This is a genomic window from Paenibacillus sp. BIC5C1, assembly GCF_032399705.1.
Classification (GTDB): Bacteria; Bacillota; Bacilli; order Paenibacillales; family Paenibacillaceae; genus Paenibacillus; species Paenibacillus taichungensis_A.
Map to the genome: position 1 here is coordinate 6,482,085 of NZ_CP135922.1, position 18,239 is coordinate 6,500,323.

The 18,239-nt window shown below is 47.9% G+C and carries 13 protein-coding genes; 6 read left to right on the forward strand and 7 right to left on the reverse strand.

Annotated features, from left to right (window positions below; translation table 11 throughout):
* Positions 1 to 87 precede the first annotated feature (87 nt).
* Positions 88 to 2,091, reverse strand: a complete 2,004-nt coding sequence (locus tag RS891_RS29120) for a beta-galactosidase (protein ID WP_315793849.1) — start codon at positions 2,089 to 2,091, stop codon at positions 88 to 90.
* A 246-nt stretch (positions 2,092 to 2,337) separates the two neighbouring features.
* On the opposite strand from RS891_RS29120, the gene RS891_RS29125 reads away from it, so the two are divergent.
* A complete protein-coding gene (locus tag RS891_RS29125; RefSeq protein ID WP_315793850.1) occupies positions 2,338 to 3,312 on the forward strand; it encodes a helix-turn-helix domain-containing protein in 975 nt (324 codons plus the stop codon).
* Positions 3,313 to 3,342: 30 nt separating this feature from the next.
* Here RS891_RS29125 and mobA read toward each other — a convergent pair whose 3' ends face one another.
* The gene (mobA, locus tag RS891_RS29130) at positions 3,343 to 3,951 is read right to left on the reverse strand and encodes a molybdenum cofactor guanylyltransferase (RefSeq protein WP_315796478.1); all 609 of its coding nucleotides are present in this window, start codon (positions 3,949 to 3,951) and stop codon (positions 3,343 to 3,345) included.
* A 96-nt stretch (positions 3,952 to 4,047) separates the two neighbouring features.
* Between mobA and RS891_RS29135 the strand changes: the two genes are divergently transcribed.
* Positions 4,048 to 5,274 (forward strand): MFS transporter, encoded by a 1,227-nt coding sequence (locus tag RS891_RS29135; RefSeq protein WP_175381434.1) that lies wholly within the window; start codon positions 4,048 to 4,050, stop codon positions 5,272 to 5,274.
* 395 nt (positions 5,275 to 5,669) lie between these two features.
* Here RS891_RS29135 and RS891_RS29140 read toward each other — a convergent pair whose 3' ends face one another.
* Positions 5,670 to 7,403 carry a glutamine--tRNA ligase/YqeY domain fusion protein gene (locus RS891_RS29140; protein ID WP_315796479.1) on the reverse strand — a complete coding sequence of 578 codons (1,734 nt, stop codon included), beginning with the start codon at positions 7,401 to 7,403 and terminating at the stop codon, positions 5,670 to 5,672.
* Positions 7,404 to 7,593: 190 nt separating this feature from the next.
* Here RS891_RS29140 and RS891_RS29145 point away from each other — a divergent pair, with 190 nt between their 5' ends.
* Both RS891_RS29145 and RS891_RS29150 read left to right on the forward strand, forming a co-directional pair.
* Complete coding sequence (locus tag RS891_RS29145) at positions 7,594 to 7,851, forward strand: DUF2164 domain-containing protein (RefSeq protein ID WP_090808970.1); 258 nt, start codon at positions 7,594 to 7,596, stop codon at positions 7,849 to 7,851.
* Between the two features lie 31 nt (positions 7,852 to 7,882).
* Positions 7,883 to 8,431, forward strand: a complete 549-nt coding sequence (locus RS891_RS29150; protein ID WP_076287542.1) for a GNAT family N-acetyltransferase — start codon at positions 7,883 to 7,885, stop codon at positions 8,429 to 8,431.
* 179 nt (positions 8,432 to 8,610) lie between these two features.
* Here the strand turns inward: RS891_RS29150 and RS891_RS29155 are convergent, their stop codons facing one another.
* Together RS891_RS29155 and RS891_RS29160 are read right to left on the reverse strand one after the other, a co-directional pair.
* A complete protein-coding gene (locus RS891_RS29155; RefSeq protein WP_315793851.1) occupies positions 8,611 to 9,399 on the reverse strand; it encodes an SDR family oxidoreductase in 789 nt (262 codons plus the stop codon).
* Positions 9,400 to 9,423: 24 nt separating this feature from the next.
* On the reverse strand, positions 9,424 to 9,927 hold the full coding sequence (locus RS891_RS29160; RefSeq protein ID WP_315793852.1) for a GNAT family N-acetyltransferase: 504 nt from the start codon (positions 9,925 to 9,927) through the stop codon (positions 9,424 to 9,426).
* 238 nt (positions 9,928 to 10,165) lie between these two features.
* Here RS891_RS29160 and RS891_RS29165 point away from each other — a divergent pair, with 238 nt between their 5' ends.
* Complete coding sequence (locus RS891_RS29165; RefSeq protein ID WP_315793853.1) at positions 10,166 to 11,329, forward strand: methyltransferase domain-containing protein; 1,164 nt, start codon at positions 10,166 to 10,168, stop codon at positions 11,327 to 11,329.
* A 126-nt stretch (positions 11,330 to 11,455) separates the two neighbouring features.
* On the opposite strand, the gene RS891_RS29170 is transcribed toward RS891_RS29165, so the two are convergent.
* Both RS891_RS29170 and RS891_RS29175 read right to left on the reverse strand, forming a co-directional pair.
* A complete protein-coding gene (locus tag RS891_RS29170) occupies positions 11,456 to 14,857 on the reverse strand; it encodes a GH36-type glycosyl hydrolase domain-containing protein (protein WP_315793854.1) in 3,402 nt (1,133 codons plus the stop codon).
* 189 nt (positions 14,858 to 15,046) lie between these two features.
* Positions 15,047 to 16,063, reverse strand: coding sequence for a LacI family DNA-binding transcriptional regulator (locus RS891_RS29175; RefSeq protein ID WP_315793855.1), 1,017 nt, complete (start codon positions 16,061 to 16,063; stop codon positions 15,047 to 15,049).
* A gap of 458 nt (positions 16,064 to 16,521) precedes the next feature.
* Between RS891_RS29175 and RS891_RS29180 the strand changes: the two genes are divergently transcribed.
* On the forward strand, positions 16,522 to 18,171 hold the full coding sequence (locus RS891_RS29180; protein ID WP_315793856.1) for an ABC transporter substrate-binding protein: 1,650 nt from the start codon (positions 16,522 to 16,524) through the stop codon (positions 18,169 to 18,171).
* The last annotated feature ends 68 nt before the right edge of the window (positions 18,172 to 18,239 follow it).

An 18,239-nucleotide genomic window follows, 5' to 3' on the forward strand; every position in this document is an offset into this window, starting at 1 on the left:
CCCAGCATGAAGCCGAGGGCGCTTTGGTCTTGGTATTCTTTTTATAATCATTGAAAACAGACTTGTCAATTCATTTATGATTTCCCATTATTGCTCAATAATGCAGAACCCCCATGGTTCAAGCACCATATTCTGCCCTCCGGTCACCGCTATTCCTGCCAGAAGTTCCGTTCCGTCTCCGTAGGCATTAACGAACGAAGTCGCCTGATCAGAGTAATTAAAGAAATACCGAATCGTCCTCCCTTGATCATTCACTCCGCTCTTCACGATGATTGGAAAAGCCAATTCCTGATCGGTTCCCCACAGCCCGGCTTCCTTCATGACACGCTCCAACACGTTGCGGATCACCGCGGAACTGGTATAACATCCAACGTACGTTGCTTTGCCCTTGCCATAGGTATTCTGGGTAATTGCCGCATATTCTCCCCAGTGAGGATGATCGTACCAGGCCAGCACTTCTGCCGTTGTTGGTGTGATCAGTTCCATCCAGGTGTGAATCTGATTCTGTTCCTCTCCAACCTCGAACGGATCATCTCGAAGCGACACATTTTTCGGCTCAACGAACAGGTTGTAACTGATGCCACAAGCCTCACTGATCAGTCCAGGCTGGCGGGTAGAGCGGACCTTAATATGCTCATTGGCGAATCCGCTCTTGAAGGAGTACACGACATGCCCACCATCCTGTACAAATTGGTTCAGCCTCTCAAGCAAGACATCGGAAGCCGCGTACAAAGCAGGCACAACGATCACATCATAGCCTTCATAACTCTCCACAGACGGATCAATCAGATCACAGCCCATGTTCATTTTGTATAATTCGTCATACATCCAGCGGATAACGTCGTTGTATTTTTTGTCACTCGTAAAGTTAAATCCGAACCACTTGATCGACGTCAACGCCTCATTGCTGAACAGCACGGCTACCCGATTCGTTTTCTTCAAATTCACCAGTTGCGGGCTAAGTCTGGCAAAATCCCGACCGATCGTTTTGGCCTCGTTGTACACCGGATTTGGTTCAAAATCATGACTCAGCAATCCTTTCCAATACGTCTCGAACGAATTATGCAAGGAGTGCCAGTGCCAATAGGCGACCATGTTTGCTCCGGAGGCCAGGTGGCTAAACGCCTGAAGGCGAAGCTGCCCCGGATAGGGAACCCAATGCCAGAAAGCCTGCGCTTCCGTCTCCAGTACAAGATAGTTCGATTGTTTGGTGGAACGTGCCACGTCACCGCCGAATGAAATCTCAATGCCGGTCAGATCATCCTGTGACGGATGGTAGATGTCCACACTGGTGATGTCAAAAGGTTTGGAAGCGGCAAAATGATCCACATCCCCCTGAATGCCGTACGAGTATCCACGCCAGTCGAAGTCAAAGTTTTGGGTGACAAACTGCCCCTCCTGTTTGTACTCATTTACAATTCCCACCTGCCACGCCAGAAAGTTGGTTACCAGTTGACGCTGGAATTTGGCAAATTCAGCTCCAAGACTGCCGTTGATTGTACCGACAACTGACGGGAAGTCTTCCCAGCTATTGATGCGGTTACTCCAGTAATCTAGCCCAAATTCCTTATTCAGATCATCCAATGAGCTGAACTTGTTACGCATATATTTGACGAATTGTAATTGTACGTTATCACCGGCAGTATTGTAATGCTTCGTTTCGTTATCCGTCTGATAGCCAATCACGGCAGGGTGTTGGCTGACACGGGAGATCAGCTTGCGAATGATGCGCTCCGCATAAAACAGGTACGTCGGATGTGTGATATCCATGATCTGCCGCGCCCCATATTTCCCTGGTCCCTGTGCCGTTGTTGCCAGAACATCCGGGTGTTCCTTGACCATCCACGTCGGAACAGCATACGTAGGGGTACCCACAATAACCTGAATGCTCGCCGCATGCATGGCATCCAGTACACGATCTACTGAGGAGAAGTCGAATACACCATTCTGTGGTTCATGCGTACTCCAGGTGGATTCCGCAATCCGCACCACGTTAATGCCTGCATCTTTCATCATCTGAATATCCTTGTCCAATCGCTCATAAGGCATATATTCGTCATAGTAGGCTACCCCGTACAATAACTTGTCCATGTTAAAATCCCCTTTTCATCCGGTAGTATGAAGCTCTTGGCATTTATACAAAATGGAATGATTCAATTGAAAAATGATAACGTTTACATTATTATCTATTGAAGTACATTAAACACTTAGCTATCTGTCGAACGCTCTCCTGTTCTACGATTTTTAATGTTAGCGTTAAACTGATTATAATGAAGTATACTATGAGTGCCGATTGTACAAGGCGAGTTGTTTTTACCCTTTTCCGAGGTGAATGTCATGGATATCCGATCGCAGCTTCGAGAAATGCCACATCATACATTGGCTCACTGGCTGCCTATTATCGACTGTAACATTAAATTCTATGGAGCGCACAGCCAACAAGTTCCATACGGTTGGGCGATGCCGGAGGAATCCCATCCGGGCTTTGAAATTATGCTGATTATAAAGGGGACCCAGGAGAGTGTAATTCACGGGTATACCTATACGGTTGAGGAAGGTTCTATTCTGTTGATTCCACCCGGATTCAAACATACAAACCAATGTGTATCATCAGAGGGCATGACGTATTTCAGTGCTCATTTCAATGTGGATGATCCCGTATTCACCTTGAAGCTGATGTCACATCACAGCCGAATCTATGAGGCTGGCACCACAGATAACATGCAAATGCGCCCTGTCCTGGAGAACTGGATGAACATGATCCGAACATCGGAGGCATACACTTCCACAGACAAATTTATCATGCAGGCACGCATGTTTGAATTGTTTGCCCTGCTGTCCCAGGCGGCTGATCGTGAACCACTGCCTACCCGATCGGATGCATCGCCTAATGCTCCAGCTCCCGCAGCCATGCATTATGCAGGGGCCATCGCAGAAGCCATCAAACAGGCATTCCATACGCAGCTCCGAATTAAAGAGGGCAATGTATCCACCGTCAAAGTGGAGCAGATCATATCCTCATTTGGCATCAGTCCGGGATATGGGCTGCAGATCTTCCGCAAGGTGTACGGACAATCTCCACGGTCCTACCTGTCCAGCCTGAAACTGCAGGAAGCCAAAGTGCTGATCGAACAGCCAAAGCTCTCTTTGGGGGAAATTGCATGGAAGCTGGGCTACACCCATCTGTCACACTTCAGTCGGCAATTCAAACGATGGACTGGCCAGAGTCCACTTCAATATCGCAACTCCGTTCAGGACCTCTCCAATGAATCGGGTCCAGAGGACCTGAGTTGGGAGACCGAATCGGACTAAAAAGTATGAGATGATGAATGAAGTGATAGGTCAAGGGCCGTATGATCGGTTACGAATATGCTTATACTCTTCCGGAGTATTCATATTACTAAGTTGAATAGCCACATCATGAACGCCAGCGCTTTCCAGCTCATCCACATCGACATATTGGCAGCCGATCTCTTCAAGCCATTGGGTTACCTTCAGTCTGTTATCTATTAAGCGCTGCTCCAGTTCAGGGAGAACACGTCTATGATATGCACCTGCAAGCGGATGAACACGCCCTGCCAATCGTGGAACGATCGCATGATGCTCTTGACCTGATTCGGCGAGCCACTTCATGCCTTTGAAAAAGGATGGCTCTAGCAGCGGCATATCACAGGCGCAGATGAGGTTCCAGTCTGTCTCTGAGGCTTGCAGCGCGGCTTGCAGCCCTGCGAGCGGCCCTTTTCCGGGGTAATCATCCTGAACCCTGTCGTAGGGCAATGCGGTGTATGCAGCCGTGTTGTTTCCTGTGGAAAGGATAATGCGATGTACTGCTGGTGCCATCGCTTGAATGATCTGCTCCAGCACGCTGGAATCATTCCATTCCAATAATGCTTTGTTGAAGCCCATACGGCGGGATAAACCTCCTGCCAGTATAATACCTGTCCATTCCATCTTGCTCACGGTAACCCTCCTCGTTCAATAAACGTATTCTATACATTGAATACCCTTTCAACAAATGATACATTGAAGAATATGATTCTGAAAGGAATGGCTCTATTGGATAGATATGCACCCGGAAGAGGCAATCCCTCTTTGGTTTCGCTGAAACTATATAACTTTTTCATTTATGGAGCCATTTCAATCTTCGCCGGTTTTCTTCAGTTGTATTTGCAGGAAATCGGAATGACCAAATTGGAGATTGGCAGTCTCATGGCGATTGGTCCGTTTGTATCCTTGTTCGCTAATCCGTTCTGGGGCTTCTGGAGCGATAAATCACGCAATATTCGTATTATTCTGATGATGATGATGGGTGGCACCTTTGTGCTTGCTCAGGCCGTATTCTATGCGCCTACGTATGCCTGGATTTATGCAGCCATGATCTTTTTTTATTTTTTCCAAAGTCCGTTGTTTGCCCAAACCAACAGCCTAATTCTCGGTTATATCGATGGTACGAATCAGAAATTCGGTACGTTTCGGCTCTGGGGATCGCTGGGCTGGGCCCTAACTGCTGCGGCTGCCGGACCCCTGATTGACCGTCTGGGAGCAGGCAGTGTATCGATTGTCTTTGCCTTCATGATTGTCATTGCTTTTGTCTTTGCGTTGTTTCTACCCAGACAGCCGATCGCTTCAGATACACCTGTAGTGAGCTTTCGACGTTTTGGCAAGGTGATGTTCAATCCGTACTTTATGATCTTTATCGGGCTTGGGGTGCTCGTTTCCGTACCCAACGCCATGAACAGTACATTTATGTCATTATACATCGTGGAAATGGGTGGCGATAAACAGATGGTTGGCTGGGCCATCTTCACATCATCCATCCTTGAAGTGGGTGTATTCTTGCTCCTGGACCGTTTTCTCAAACGTAAAATGGGCATGCTTCTCTCATCGCTCATCCTGATCAGTCTGCTGTTCGCCATCCGCTGGCAGCTCATGGCCTTAGCGAACAACCCGTTAGAGATTGTGTTCATTCAGCTCATGCACTCCATTACGTTCGGCGGGTATTTCTATGTAGGGACCCAACTGACGATGCTGTTCATTCCAAGGCCGTACCGTTCCTCTGGTCAGGCCGTGTATACGATGGCCTGGGGCGGCCTCTCTGGTGTCATTGCCGGTCTGTTCGGTGGCTGGCTGTTCCAGAGCTTTGGTGCTGAGGTCATGTATAACATCGGGGTATTCTTCTCCCTGATCGGTGCTGTTGGCTTTGCAATCATGTGGTTCTCAAATCGCCGCAATGGCTATCAGCCAACAGTGCTGACGGAAATGGGTGAAAGGTAATCTTTTGTTGGCAAAGGTTGAACCTTTCAAGATTTACACTGGAGCACTACGAGGACAGAACAATCTTTCGATCGCTGTTATCCCCGGATTTTTTTGGATTCCCTTTATTAAAGGGTAAAATCCAGGGATAAAGGCGAACGCTACGCTTCTCCAGCTTTATTCTGTCCTCTCCGTTATGGTGTAAATAACAAAGTTCAAATAATCAAACAAAAGATTAAGAATAGTAGTAATAAAAAGAGAAAGGCGTCTCCAATGGCTTATTGCCCTGGAGACGCCTTTTACGTGTATAGATTTAAGTTTATACATTTAAGTTTACAGCTTAGGCGTGTAACCCTAACTTGTTTTCTCACCCTAAACCTCTAACTTTATCTATTGTTCTAACTTTGTACTTCACCTTATGCTTTTGGCAGTTGGAACGAGCTCTTCAGGGATACGACCCGGTTAAATACCGGACGGCCTGGCTCGGAATGCTTCGGATCAACGCTGAAGTAACCGTGACGGAAGAACTGGAATTTATCCTGTGCTTTCGCTTCCTTCATCTCTTGCTCCACAAACCCTTGAACGACTTCAAGAGAGTTTGGATTCAATTGATCCAGGAACGTTTTCTCCGGCTGCTCTTCCACAACCTCAGCGCCTGCCACAGCCACTTCTGTCTCGGTATCGGCTTCCGGTGCTTCTGCGGAGATCAGAGGTTCATACAGACGGAATTCAGCAGGTACCGCTTGAGTCGCTTCTACCCAGTGGATTGTACCTTTAACTTTACGGCCAGTGAAACCACTGCCGCTCTTCGTTTCTACATCATAGGTACAATGGATTTCAGTTACATTGCCTTCTGCATCTTTAATCACATCGTTACATTTGATGAAATACGCATGTTTCAGACGAACTTCGTTACCAGGGAACAAACGGAAATATTTGTTCGGTGGATTTTCCATGAAATCGTCTTGTTCAATATAGATCTCACGGGAGAACGGAATTTGGCGATTGCCCATCTCCGGGTTCTCCACATTGTTCTCTGCTTCGAGCCATTCCACTTGCCCTTCAGGGTAGTTGGTAATGACCACTTTGAGCGGGTGCAGGACAGCCATCGTGCGCGGAGCTTTCAATTTCAGATCTTCACGTACAAAGTGCTCCAGCGTTTGCAGGTCGATGACGCCTTGGCTTTTGGAAATACCTGTTTCGAATACGAAATCACGAATCGCTTCCGGTGTATATCCCCGGCGGCGCAGACCCGAAATCGTTGGCATACGCGGATCATCCCATCCATCCACATGGCCTTCATCCACGAGCAGTTTCAGCTTCCGTTTACTTGTCACCATTTGCGACAGGTTCAGGCGGCCAAACTCATATTGATGTGGTTGGTTCTCCATCTCACATTCGGCAATAACCCAATCATAGAATGGACGTTGATCCTCAAACTCCAGGGAGCAGAGGGAGTGGGTTACTCCTTCAATGGCATCTTCAAGTGGATGTGCGAATGCGTACATCGGATAGATGCACCATTTGTCACCCGTATTATGATGATGTGCATGAGCAATACGGTAAATGACCGGATCACGCAGGTTGATATTCGGTGAAGCCATATCAATCTTGGCACGCAGCACTTTCTCACCGTTCTGGAACTCGCCCGCACGCATCCGTGTGAACAGGTCCAGATTCTCTTCTACAGTGCGATCACGATATGGGCTGTTCTTGCCCGGCTCGGTGAGCGTTCCACGCATAGCACGGATTTCGTCGGCGCTTTGGTCGTCGATGTAAGCTTTGCCTTTTTGGATCAGCAAGACCGCGCGGCTGTACATTTCATCAAAATAATCAGAAGCAAAACGTTTCTCGCTCCACTCATATCCGAGCCATTTCACGTCTTCTTGAATTGATTGGACATACTCTACATCTTCCTTGACCGGATTCGTGTCATCGAAGCGCAGATTTGTTTTGCCGCCAAATTCGCCACCCAGTGCAAAGTTAATCCAGATCGCTTTGGCATGGCCGATATGCAGATAACCGTTCGGTTCCGGAGGAAAACGGGTAATGACTTCCTGGACTTTCCCTGACCGGAGATCTTCGGTAATAATATTTTTGATAAAGTTAGGTGGGGTTGTACGATTGTCCACAGGTATCAAACCTTTCATGAATTGATTGGAACTTTCAGCATTTACAATGCGTTTCATCTAAATATACCTTTAACGAGGGACGAGTTCAATAAATAACGGCACCAAAGTCATGACGGGCTGCACACAAGATAGGCCCAAAACCATTTTGACGGGTTCGCACGAATCATGTAGCATGATAGAAAAACAGAATTTAAGGGAGGGTTTCCCATTGAACGCGCTAAAACTGTCCAAAGAACAACAGGATGAAGCCATACGTACCATCCAGTCGTATTTCGAAGAGGAACGCGGCGAAGAACTGGGCGATCTGGCAGCTTGGGGTGTGCTGGATCTTTTCATGACCCAGTTGGCTCCCTTCATATATAATCAGGCACTGGGTGACGCCCGTACTACGGTGAACCAACGCATGGCCTCGATGGAAGAAGACCTGTTTGCATTGGAGCGTAAGCTACCGAAGAATTCCCGATAAACCATTATTTCAAAGAAAGAAGGTTGCACTCATGTTTACCTATTCATTGGATGAATATACCGAACTCCGTCCACTTGCCATGGAGCACACCAAACCGTTGTTCGAACTCACGGATCGCTCGCGGGATCAGTTGAGGCATTGGTTACCGTGGGTGGACAACGTAACCGAGATTGAGCATACTTCGAATTTTATCAGCAATGCATTGAAACAGGGCGCGGACAATGGCGGTTTCACCGCAGGTGTCTGGCTGAAAGGCGATCTTGCAGGCATCATTGGCTTCCACGAAATCAACTGGACCAACCGCTCGGTAAGCATCGGATACTGGCTTGGCAAAGGTTTTGAAGGTCAAGGCTTGATGACCAGCGCATGCCGCGTTCTGGTTGACTACGCTCTCGTCACCCTGGATCTGAACCGTGTCGAGATTCGTTCAGCAACCAACAACAAGCGGAGCCGGGCCATCCCTGAACGGCTAGGATTCGTCCTTGAAGGCGTTATTCGCCAGGCTGAGAAACTGCCTAAGGGCTATGTTAACCATGCGGTGTATGGCATGCTGCAGCATGAATGGGAACTTTTGCGCTAAATTAGACTTACATAATTCAAATGGTTGAAGGACTATTTCCTACGAAATATGTTCCTCATAATGGCATACATCAACGCTTAAAGCCCCTCCTACTCCACAACACGTGGAGAATAAGGAGGGGCTTATCTTATTTGCGCATTTATGCATCCATATAACTTCAAATCTCTATATCCGACTTCTTAGAGCGCACGTACCATGCCACCATCCACCACAAGGGATGTACCTGTAATGTACGTATTTGCTCCTGATAAGAGGAACACAACTGCTTTGGCAAACTCCTCGGGTTGACCATAACGTCCCAGTGGAATTTCCTTACGGAATTGTTCGGCAACCACTTCCTCACTTATTCCGCTCTGCTCTGCACGCGCAGCGTCCAGTTCATGTATCCGATCCGTTCCAATTCTACCCGGTGCAACCGTATTGATCAGAATGCCGTATGGCGCGAGTTCCTGTGACAAAGTTTTGGCCAATCCGAACACACCCGTACGGAACGTATTGGACAGAATCAGGCCGGGGATCGGCTGCTTGACAGAAGTAGAGGCAATGTTCACGATATGTCCGCCGTTCTCCTTCATGTAAGGAAGCGCACCACGAATCAGTCTGACATAGCTAAGTACATTTAATTCAAATGCGCGTTCCCAATCTTCATCGGTCAATGATTCGAATGTTCCTGAAGGCGGGCCACCTGAATTGTTCACCAAAATATCAATCTGCCCAAACTGTTCGCCTGTCTTGCGAATCAGGGCATCGATATCTCCCTTGCTTGTCACATCGGTTGCACAATATTCGATACGTCCGCCACCACCGAGCGCCAGCAGCTCCTGTTTCACCGCTGCAAGCTTCTCTTCGCTCCGGCTGGCGAGCATGACATCAGCGCCTTCTGCCGCCAATTGAGCGGCTACCGCTTTGCCCAGTCCTCGACTGGATGCAAGCACCAGTGCCTTTTTACCCCGAAGTCCCATGTCCATGGTTGTTCCTCCTTCTACTCTGTTCTATCCTTTGGGATGGATGAAATAACTCATAAGAATATCGTCCACATATTTGCCTGCAATATAAAATTCCGACACCAGTCTGCCTTCCGTCACAAATCCGCACTGTGTATAAAAAGCAATCGCCCCTGGATTGCTGGATAACACCCGCAACCTAAGCTTGATGATGCCTTGTTCAAAGGCATGCTGCTTCATGGCATTCATCAGAGCTGTGGCAATGCCACAGCGCCGATCATGGGGATGAACAGCGATATTAATCTCGTATACATGGCGGTTCACAGGCATTCCTGTCGGCAGATAAAAGCCTACATAACCACATACCCGCTCTCCCTGAACGGCAATCAGCTGACTGCCTGGCGGACAATGCTGCAAATATTGTTGTCTGGATCGCCACTGAAACGGGGCCGGAGAGGTATGCTTATCCCATACCAATGCATCCAGTTCCATCAGTTGGGCAGCATCCTTGATCTCGGATGGCCGAATGGTATACGTATGGCTGATAAGCATAAAAATTCAACCTTTCGTGCAATAGTCGATAACCCTGCGCACAGCAGCGTTAGAAAAAATGTCTTATACCTTACTCATTTCAACATTTTGCAATTGAATACGATGCAAAATGCTCCTTTGCGTTATATTGTAGCATAGCCTCAGACTTGACTAAAATTTCACTCGGTGGAAAGAAATGAACACTTAACCTTGTCGTAACGTCATCGTTTATACTGAACTGATAAAGGAGGTGCACGTGATGAACATCAAAGAAGCCGCGGACAGACTCGGCATATCGGCGAGAGCCATTCGCTTCTATGAGGAAAAAGGTCTGATCTCCCCCGTCAAACAGACAAGCAACGGATATCGTACATATACCGAGAATGACATCTGGCGGCTGCAGACCATTGCAGCCCTGCGCGAAATCGGGATGTCGCTTCAGGATATCACCCAAGCACTCGGAGAGATTGACCAGGGCAATCAGCAGCGGCTGGAAGAATATCTGGAGCTGCAGCAGGCGGTCATGTATGCCCAATGGGTTGAGCTAAAGCGCATGCTGGATACAACCCAGCGCATGATTGATCTCAACCGCCAGGACGGACCACTGGATGTCAGCCATCTGCATGATCTTGCAGATAGTTCGCGCCGCCTTAGGGAAGCTCGGCAGAACTGGCACGACCGCTGGAACTACGATATGCAAGCAGCCATCCACGATCAGCGCGTACAGGCGGCGAATGGTCGTCTGCCAGGACAAATTGCCTCAAATGTCAGCATTGAATCGGGACCTGGAGCCATACAGGCAACGGTTGAGTCGGATCGAGAAGGCAGGCCAGATCATAAAGGTGATCCGTTCAATATATATGACAACTATGACGAGGCGCTGGAGCAGACAGCAAGCTGGATATCTCCTGTGCCTGGCGAAAAAGGGCTTGATATCGGTACAGGCACGGGGAATCTGGCAGGCAAACTGTTAGAGCACGGCGCAGCGATGACCGCCATCGATCAATCTAGGGAGATGCTGCGTACATGCCGCACCAAATATCCAGAGATGCATGTGAAGCTTGGCAACTTTCTGGCGTTGCCTTTCGCCGACCAGTCCTTCGATTTTGTCGTATCCAGCTTCGCCTTTCATCATTTGAGCCCAGACCAGCAGCAGTTGGCGCTACAGGAAATGCAGCGAGTGTTAACTGCACGTGGACGGATCTGCCTGACAGACCTGATGTTTGCTGATGCATCTCACCGTCAGACGTATATCCAACAGGCTGAGGCAGCAGGTCATGAGGAACAGTTACAAACGATAAGGGAACGTCATTTCCCGCTGCTGGACGGCCTGTGCGGCTCGCTGGAGGACGCAGGCTACGTGACAAAGCATATACGCCATAATGCGCTTCTGCACACGTTGCTGGCCGTTCCATTGCGTTAGAATGATCATCGTATCGTAACAGAGGCCTCTAACCTACCAATAAATCTTCTCAAATAAAAAAAGGTCACCCTGCCTGTTAAGGAGGATGACCTTCCACTCTAGTGAAACATCGATCTTGTATTGAACTTACATATAAATTTCAACAATCGTGCGCTCCGAAGCATTACGCGCTTGTTTAAACTCATCCAGCGAGATACGAGCCCCACCTTGACGGTAGCGGTTTGCTGTTTGCTCGGTGCGGATGTCCTTGCCATTTACCGTTACACGGTTAACCGAACCTTCGTTCAGATGGTAGATAAATGTTACCGGCTCTCCTGCATATTCGAATTCGAATTGCATTCCATTCAGTTCAGCCGGCAATACAGGGTCAATAACCAGATCTCCGCCTTCCTGACGAATGCCAAGTGCGTTCGAGATCAGTTGGTTCATGTAGATTCCAGGGCCGCTGGAGTAGATTCTCCATCCACCTTTCACCTGTACTGTTCCTTTGCGTAGTTGGTCAAAATGCTCCTGCGCCTCGTAGCGCGTATTGAACTTGCCGTCGGAACTACTGAAATACGCGTTCGCCTGACGAATCTCCGCATTAGGGACAACTTCGCCGATGCCAACCGGGTTAATCATGGCAAGACCATTCCACACCTGATCCGTCTTACCAAGCTTCGCCATCGCTTCAACGTAACGGATATGAGCGTGTACATACTGCAAACCGATCTCGCGACCGAAGTTGGACGCTTGCTCTGCACGTTTGAAGTGAGTGCTCACACCGCCTGCATATTGAGCTGGACGATTCATCAGACGTACCCCATCCGGGCACAGGAACTGTTCACGAATCAACGCATAATGCGATTCTGCCTGTTCTGCATTCAGCAATTCACCGATCATGCTGCGCGTCATCGGCAGAAGGCGATATTGAATGCCTGTCTCCGTATCTGTTGGGTGAAGCATCAGCTTCGCCTGATCCGCTTCTTCCATGTATACGAAACCTGGGATCACATCTGTACCCAGCATGTAACGATTAAAGTCTTCACGGATGCCTTGAGCCAGAACATCCAGTTCTTGCGCAAATCCAGCATCTTTATGTTGCAGCGCCTGTGCGAGAACATTTACGGACTGATAAGTCAAAGCAACGGTCCAGCTGCTCACCATATATTGTTTGAGCTGTGCATTGGCTGGCTGGAGTGTATCATCCCAGTCCCCATCACCGTAGGAAGACAGGAATGTATCGTGCAGGAAGTGTGTACGAATATATTCGATCTCTTTTTTCGCGTGATCCAATACAGTCGCTGTTTCTTCCGTGAACCCGAAGCTGTGCTTAACGGTATAAGGCACTTTCTCATCCAGAATCGCATAGTCACGAGTCGCTGTCAGGTAATCCGCCAGCACTTTCAGCGGCCATACGATGATGTCGCCATGACTCTCTTCCTGTTGAATCGCAAAGTATTTATCAAACATGAACCATTGCGGCCAGTTGCCATCATCCTCATATTGGTGGGTATATACCATTTTGATGATATCGCGAACCTGCTCATATTTTTGCGTTGCCATGAAGTATTCAACCGGACCTTGGCATACATCCCGAGTCCCCCATGCTGCGCCGCCGTACTGCTCCAATCCGTGAGGCACGGAGTAGTGAACCAACATGTTGTGTGTGTACCACCAAGCCAGTGCATTCACTTTGAACAGATCTTCTGCACTTTGGCCTTCACCACGAGACAAACGGAAACCGTTCATTACACCTGCGAAGAATTCGCGGTACGCCTGAACTTCCTCTTCAAAAGTAAGACTGGAGCCTGCTACGACAGAACCTTCTGCTTTGTTAGCTTGACCTTCCAATACGCCTTGTACCTTCAGTGTCCACTCTGCACTCTCTTCCAGACTAAGTGTAACCAGCGATGCAGATCCACTGCGGATGCCACTCGCCAGCAACGTTTCGTCCCCAACATTTACGGTCGCGCCATCCACCGACATGCGGTATTGCAGATCAGGATACGTGCCAGCACTAATCGCTTGCGGATCAGCCTTGAAGATCAGCGTGTTGCCATCTTGCGTCATATGCAGCGGATACTCGTATTCATTGACATTCATCGTAATTTGGTTGGTTACCAGATAGCGATATGCTTTGCCGCTTGTCGAGCGAACGTTCATGCTCACTTCAGTAGTGTGTGCACCTGTGTAGTTGGTCACGATAATGGTATCCGCTTCGGTTTTGTAGATCCAACGTACATAGTTGAAGCCAATCTCGAACAGGGAAGGCATCGTCAGCAGACGATATTGTCCATCCATTTCCACATAAATGCGTTGTCCAGCCGTCTTCGGCACGTTCAGTGCGTTGCGGGCATTACTGATCATTTTATTAAAATTGGTGTTACCAATAACGAGTTGTGAGTTGAAAATACCGTACATATACGATGTCGTCGTAATAACCTGCGCACCAAGCTGTACATTGCCACCACTCATCAGAATATGGCCGTGCGGACGCTCTACAAGCAATTCTTTCGCTTTCAGGACGATATGTTCATAGCTTCCCGTGAAGAAGGATAACAGTGAATCACCGCTACGCTCTTCCTGATGACGGTCAGGGAACAGATCATTAATCTCATCTTGTGTCAAATCAAGCGCAGCAAGCGGTTCACCCAAGAAGGATGACAGTTTCACCTGTTCCAACATCTCGCCTTGCTGAGCAGTCAATGCTTGTACTTCGTTCCATGCTGCAGTCACTTCATCCCCGAATTCCAGTGCGGAGATTCCGGCAGGATGATCTGCTTTGGCCAGTCCGTAGAAGACTACTTGGGCTTCCCCGTCCAAGCTTACGCGCTCCGATTGCAAAGCTGTGTAGGCAAATTCATACTGGTACGTCTCATTTGCCAGTGTATTATGGCTCAGGCTCTCAGGCTGGTTCGTTTCCTTGTAGGACAGACCGAAGAATTGGAATCCGTCTGTAGAGTAACCAACTGCCTTAGTCAGAGAACCTTGTTGCATGTAAGGGAAAGCACCGCCCTGAGGCTGGTTTTGACGGGAACATACCACATATCCCTTCAATTCATCTTCGAATACCGTATGGTCAATATACTGCGACAGATACGCTTCATTGCTGCGTACTGCACCTGGATCAGCAAGACCTACATCTTGTCCATATACTACGTCAACGTTATGTTGTTGTCCTGTGAGCTTCACATCCCAGAACCAGACACCTTGCGTTGTGGCTGTAAACACAACCTGATAGCCAATGCCTTGTTCTTTGCCTTCAAGCTGTACGGTACCTTCCCAGATCAGTTGATTGCCGGAATTCGCTTTGCTTGTGATCACTTTGCTGTTCGAACGCACACCCAGCAGTGGGAACGAGCTGATTTTATCTCCCTCGTGTACACGCAGATACAGGTTATTCAAAGATCCATCGATCTGGTTGCTTAGTAATTGATTCAACATGGTCGTACCGGACTTGGCCTGGTACAGGTCCCCACTGTTCAAAAAGGTAAAGGATAAATCCCCGGCAGTCAGCCGGATTGGTTCATTAATCATCGTTGTCATACTATTCACTCCTTCAATTAGTATAAAATCGAAACGTTTCGATAAATCTGAAAAAGAATAGGGGTCCTTTGCGAAATGACCTTTTCTGGCCATTTCGGACGGTGATCCCCTTCATTCAACTCTCAATTCATAATTTCTAGCCATCATGAGCAACCATCAAGCCAGATTCCCCACCCATTGATTCACTACCTAGGCCGGCTGAATTCCTGACTCGACCTGTACCGATCGTACAGACTCGCGCACCACTAGATCAATGGTTAACGTATACGATGGGTTCACCGCTTCGCCGTTCAGCATCTGGAAGAGCAAATGCCCTGCCAATGAACCTGCTTCATGCTTGGGCTGCCGCACCGTTGTAAGCGGAGGATGAACATATTCGGACAGTTGAATATCATCAAATCCGATGACCGAAATGTCATTTGGTACCGAAATGCCGCTCTCTTCAAATGCTTTCAGTCCACCAATCGCCATTTCGTCATTCCCGTAAAATACAGCTGATGGAAGCTCGCCCTGCATAACCATCATCTTGGTTGCACTATATCCGCCCTCACGTACAAAATTACCGCTTAGACGCCATTTGGACTTCTCTTCAAGGCCCGCCTCCTGCATTGCTCGCAGATATCCTTGATAACGCAGAGCATTATCATAAGAATTGGATGGCCCGCTGATATAGGCGATGGTCTTATGCCCCTTCTGAATGAGGTGACGTGTAGCCAGGTAGCCACCTTGCTCCCCGTCCACCAGCACGTTGACCAGATGGCTACTCGACAGCTGCCGATCCATCACAATGATAGGGAAACGTTCACCTGCAGATTCCACCAAGATATCATCATGGATGTTATGAGCCAGGATAATAGCGCCATCCACTCTTTTTTCCCGCAAGAAACGAACCGCTGTGGAGTCGCGCCCTCCCATTGAGCTGCATGCAATCAGATCATATCCGTTAGCCAGCGCTACGTCCTGTACGCTGCGAATCAATTCGGAGTAATACGGACCCGACAGATCTGTAAGAATCAACGCAATCGTGTTCGTCCGGCTCCGCTTCAGGTCCATGGCAAAGCCGTTTTTGCGATAATTCAGTTCCCGTGCTGCCGCCAGCACTTTCGCTTTGGTCTTGGCACTTACCTTGCTGTCCCCATTCAGTGCATAGGAAGCGGTCGAGAGCGCCACGCCTGCCAGCTTTGCCACATCCTTAATCGTTGCCATTCCACGTTCGCTCCTTCTAACTTTCTTGTTACCTATCATTTTATACTGTAAATGGTTGCAACAACCACTCATTCCTATGCATTATCCATTATAAATGGCATCAATTCTCATTTATCGAAACGTTTCGAAGTGTTATCAAAAAAAATTTGTCTTCACGTCTTTTAAGCATCACTGCTGAATCATATACCCTTTATATTGTACATATAGCTTGGTCGATTGACAACATTCCAATATTGGACAAGAGGAAGAATTCATTATAAATCACAATGAACACGCCTGTAAACCATAGATTGAAACGTTTCGACATTTTCATTATAGTCGGTGTTGATAGCGATTTCAACCTCTTTATCCATTTTTCACAGAAATATGTGAAGTGAATGATTCGCAGGGTCCACATTACACCTTTGTGGTATTATACTGCTTATTAGTCCAATCCTCTATAAGGAGTCCATTATGTTATGAGCAATCTGGATCTAAGCTTTCATAAATCATCTGTGAACAACCCCGGCCGCTTGCAGCAAATCACAACCGTGCCTCCCGCAATGTTCAAACTGTGTCATCTGGTGCAACTCCATGATCGGGAAGCCTTCTCCAGTATCGATGAACTGTGGAGCAGCAAGCACGTTCTTTATGTCATCACCTCTGGTCAGGCAAGACTGATCAGTTCGAATGGTCAATTGATGGTAAATACCGGATCAGCTGTCGTTCGCCAAGCTGGAACCCTGCTTCAGCATGAAAGCAAGCGTGGTTCCCTTTCCCCGGTTCAAGGTATTGCAATGGCCTTTGATTTTGCAGATAACGAGCAAAGGCTCTGGCCGTTCGGACATCCTGTTCCCGTTACGAGCCGTCTTATTGCAGAGCTGATCTCCGAATTGGTTCAGTCCAGCTCGAAACGTGATGAGTCGGGACCATTCAAACCTCATATGCTGTTTTATCAGCTTCTAGATATGTTGCGAGATCATGCTGTGCGTTTGGCTCATGAAGATCATTCCTGGCTGGACATTGTCCTCGCGCGTATCCATGAAAGAGTTACTCATTCTTTTACACGTGAGCAATTAGCGAAAGAGGTTAATGTGAGTCCAGAGCATTTTTCAAGAGAATTCAAGAAGTACACCGGACTTACGTTTGTGGAGTATGTTACCCGGTTAAGAATTCGAATTGCCCAGGAACACCTGCTGTTTGCCAATCCCACATTGCATGAGCTTGCGCAGTTGACGGGATACAGAGATACCTTTTATTTAAGTCGAAAATTTAAACAAACGGTAGGTTGTGCACCGACTCTCTATCGGAAAACGCCAAAAAAAATCGTAAGCCTTACATACAACTACACCGCTTCCTTGCTGGCACTGGGCCATATTCCTCATCTGGGTGCCGTTGCAGGATGGATGAAAAATAGACTTATTGAAAATGGACAAGACCAATTTGATCAGTGTTATGAGCATGATCTTATTAATCATCCGGATTTGATTTCAGACTCCCGTCCGGACGTCATTCTTGGATATGCACCTCATTCCGGCATGGATGAATTACGGCAGATTGCACCAACTATTTTGATGCCTTTTGAAGAACTTGACTGGCAGGAGCAACTCATTCATTTGGGACGCATCACAGGCCTGGAAGTCAAAGCTCGTGCGCTGCTAGACCAATATGATGCGCTTCAGCAAGAGGCCAATCGTACACTTGATCAGATCATGGGTGAACGTGGTTCAGCGGTATGTATATTCATGATTGGTGAGAGCGGAGCGTACATCTATGGACACGGATGGGGCAGAGCTTCTCATATTTTGTATCAATCGCTTGGCTTCGCCCCTCCTGCAAGAATGGAAAAGGATGGTCAACTGCTCACAGGTTACATCCATGTTCCGCTAAATGAAATTCATTTGTACGCTGCAGATCATATTTTTATTGACTATGCCAGGGAGCCATCGGAGCAAGATGCTGTGGACAAACTGTTCGCTCAGGAGGCCTGGAACAACCTGAGTGCGGTCCGAGAAGGGCAACTGTACGAGATTGAAGCGAATATGTTTTATGGATTCGACCCCATCTCGATTATGGAACAGTTACAGCACATCATGCACCAACTGACATCACATCTGTCCATGCATTAGTCATCATAGATGTCCATGTACAAATGTTACGTCATCCTCTATGTTAGTAATGAGAATAATAATCATTA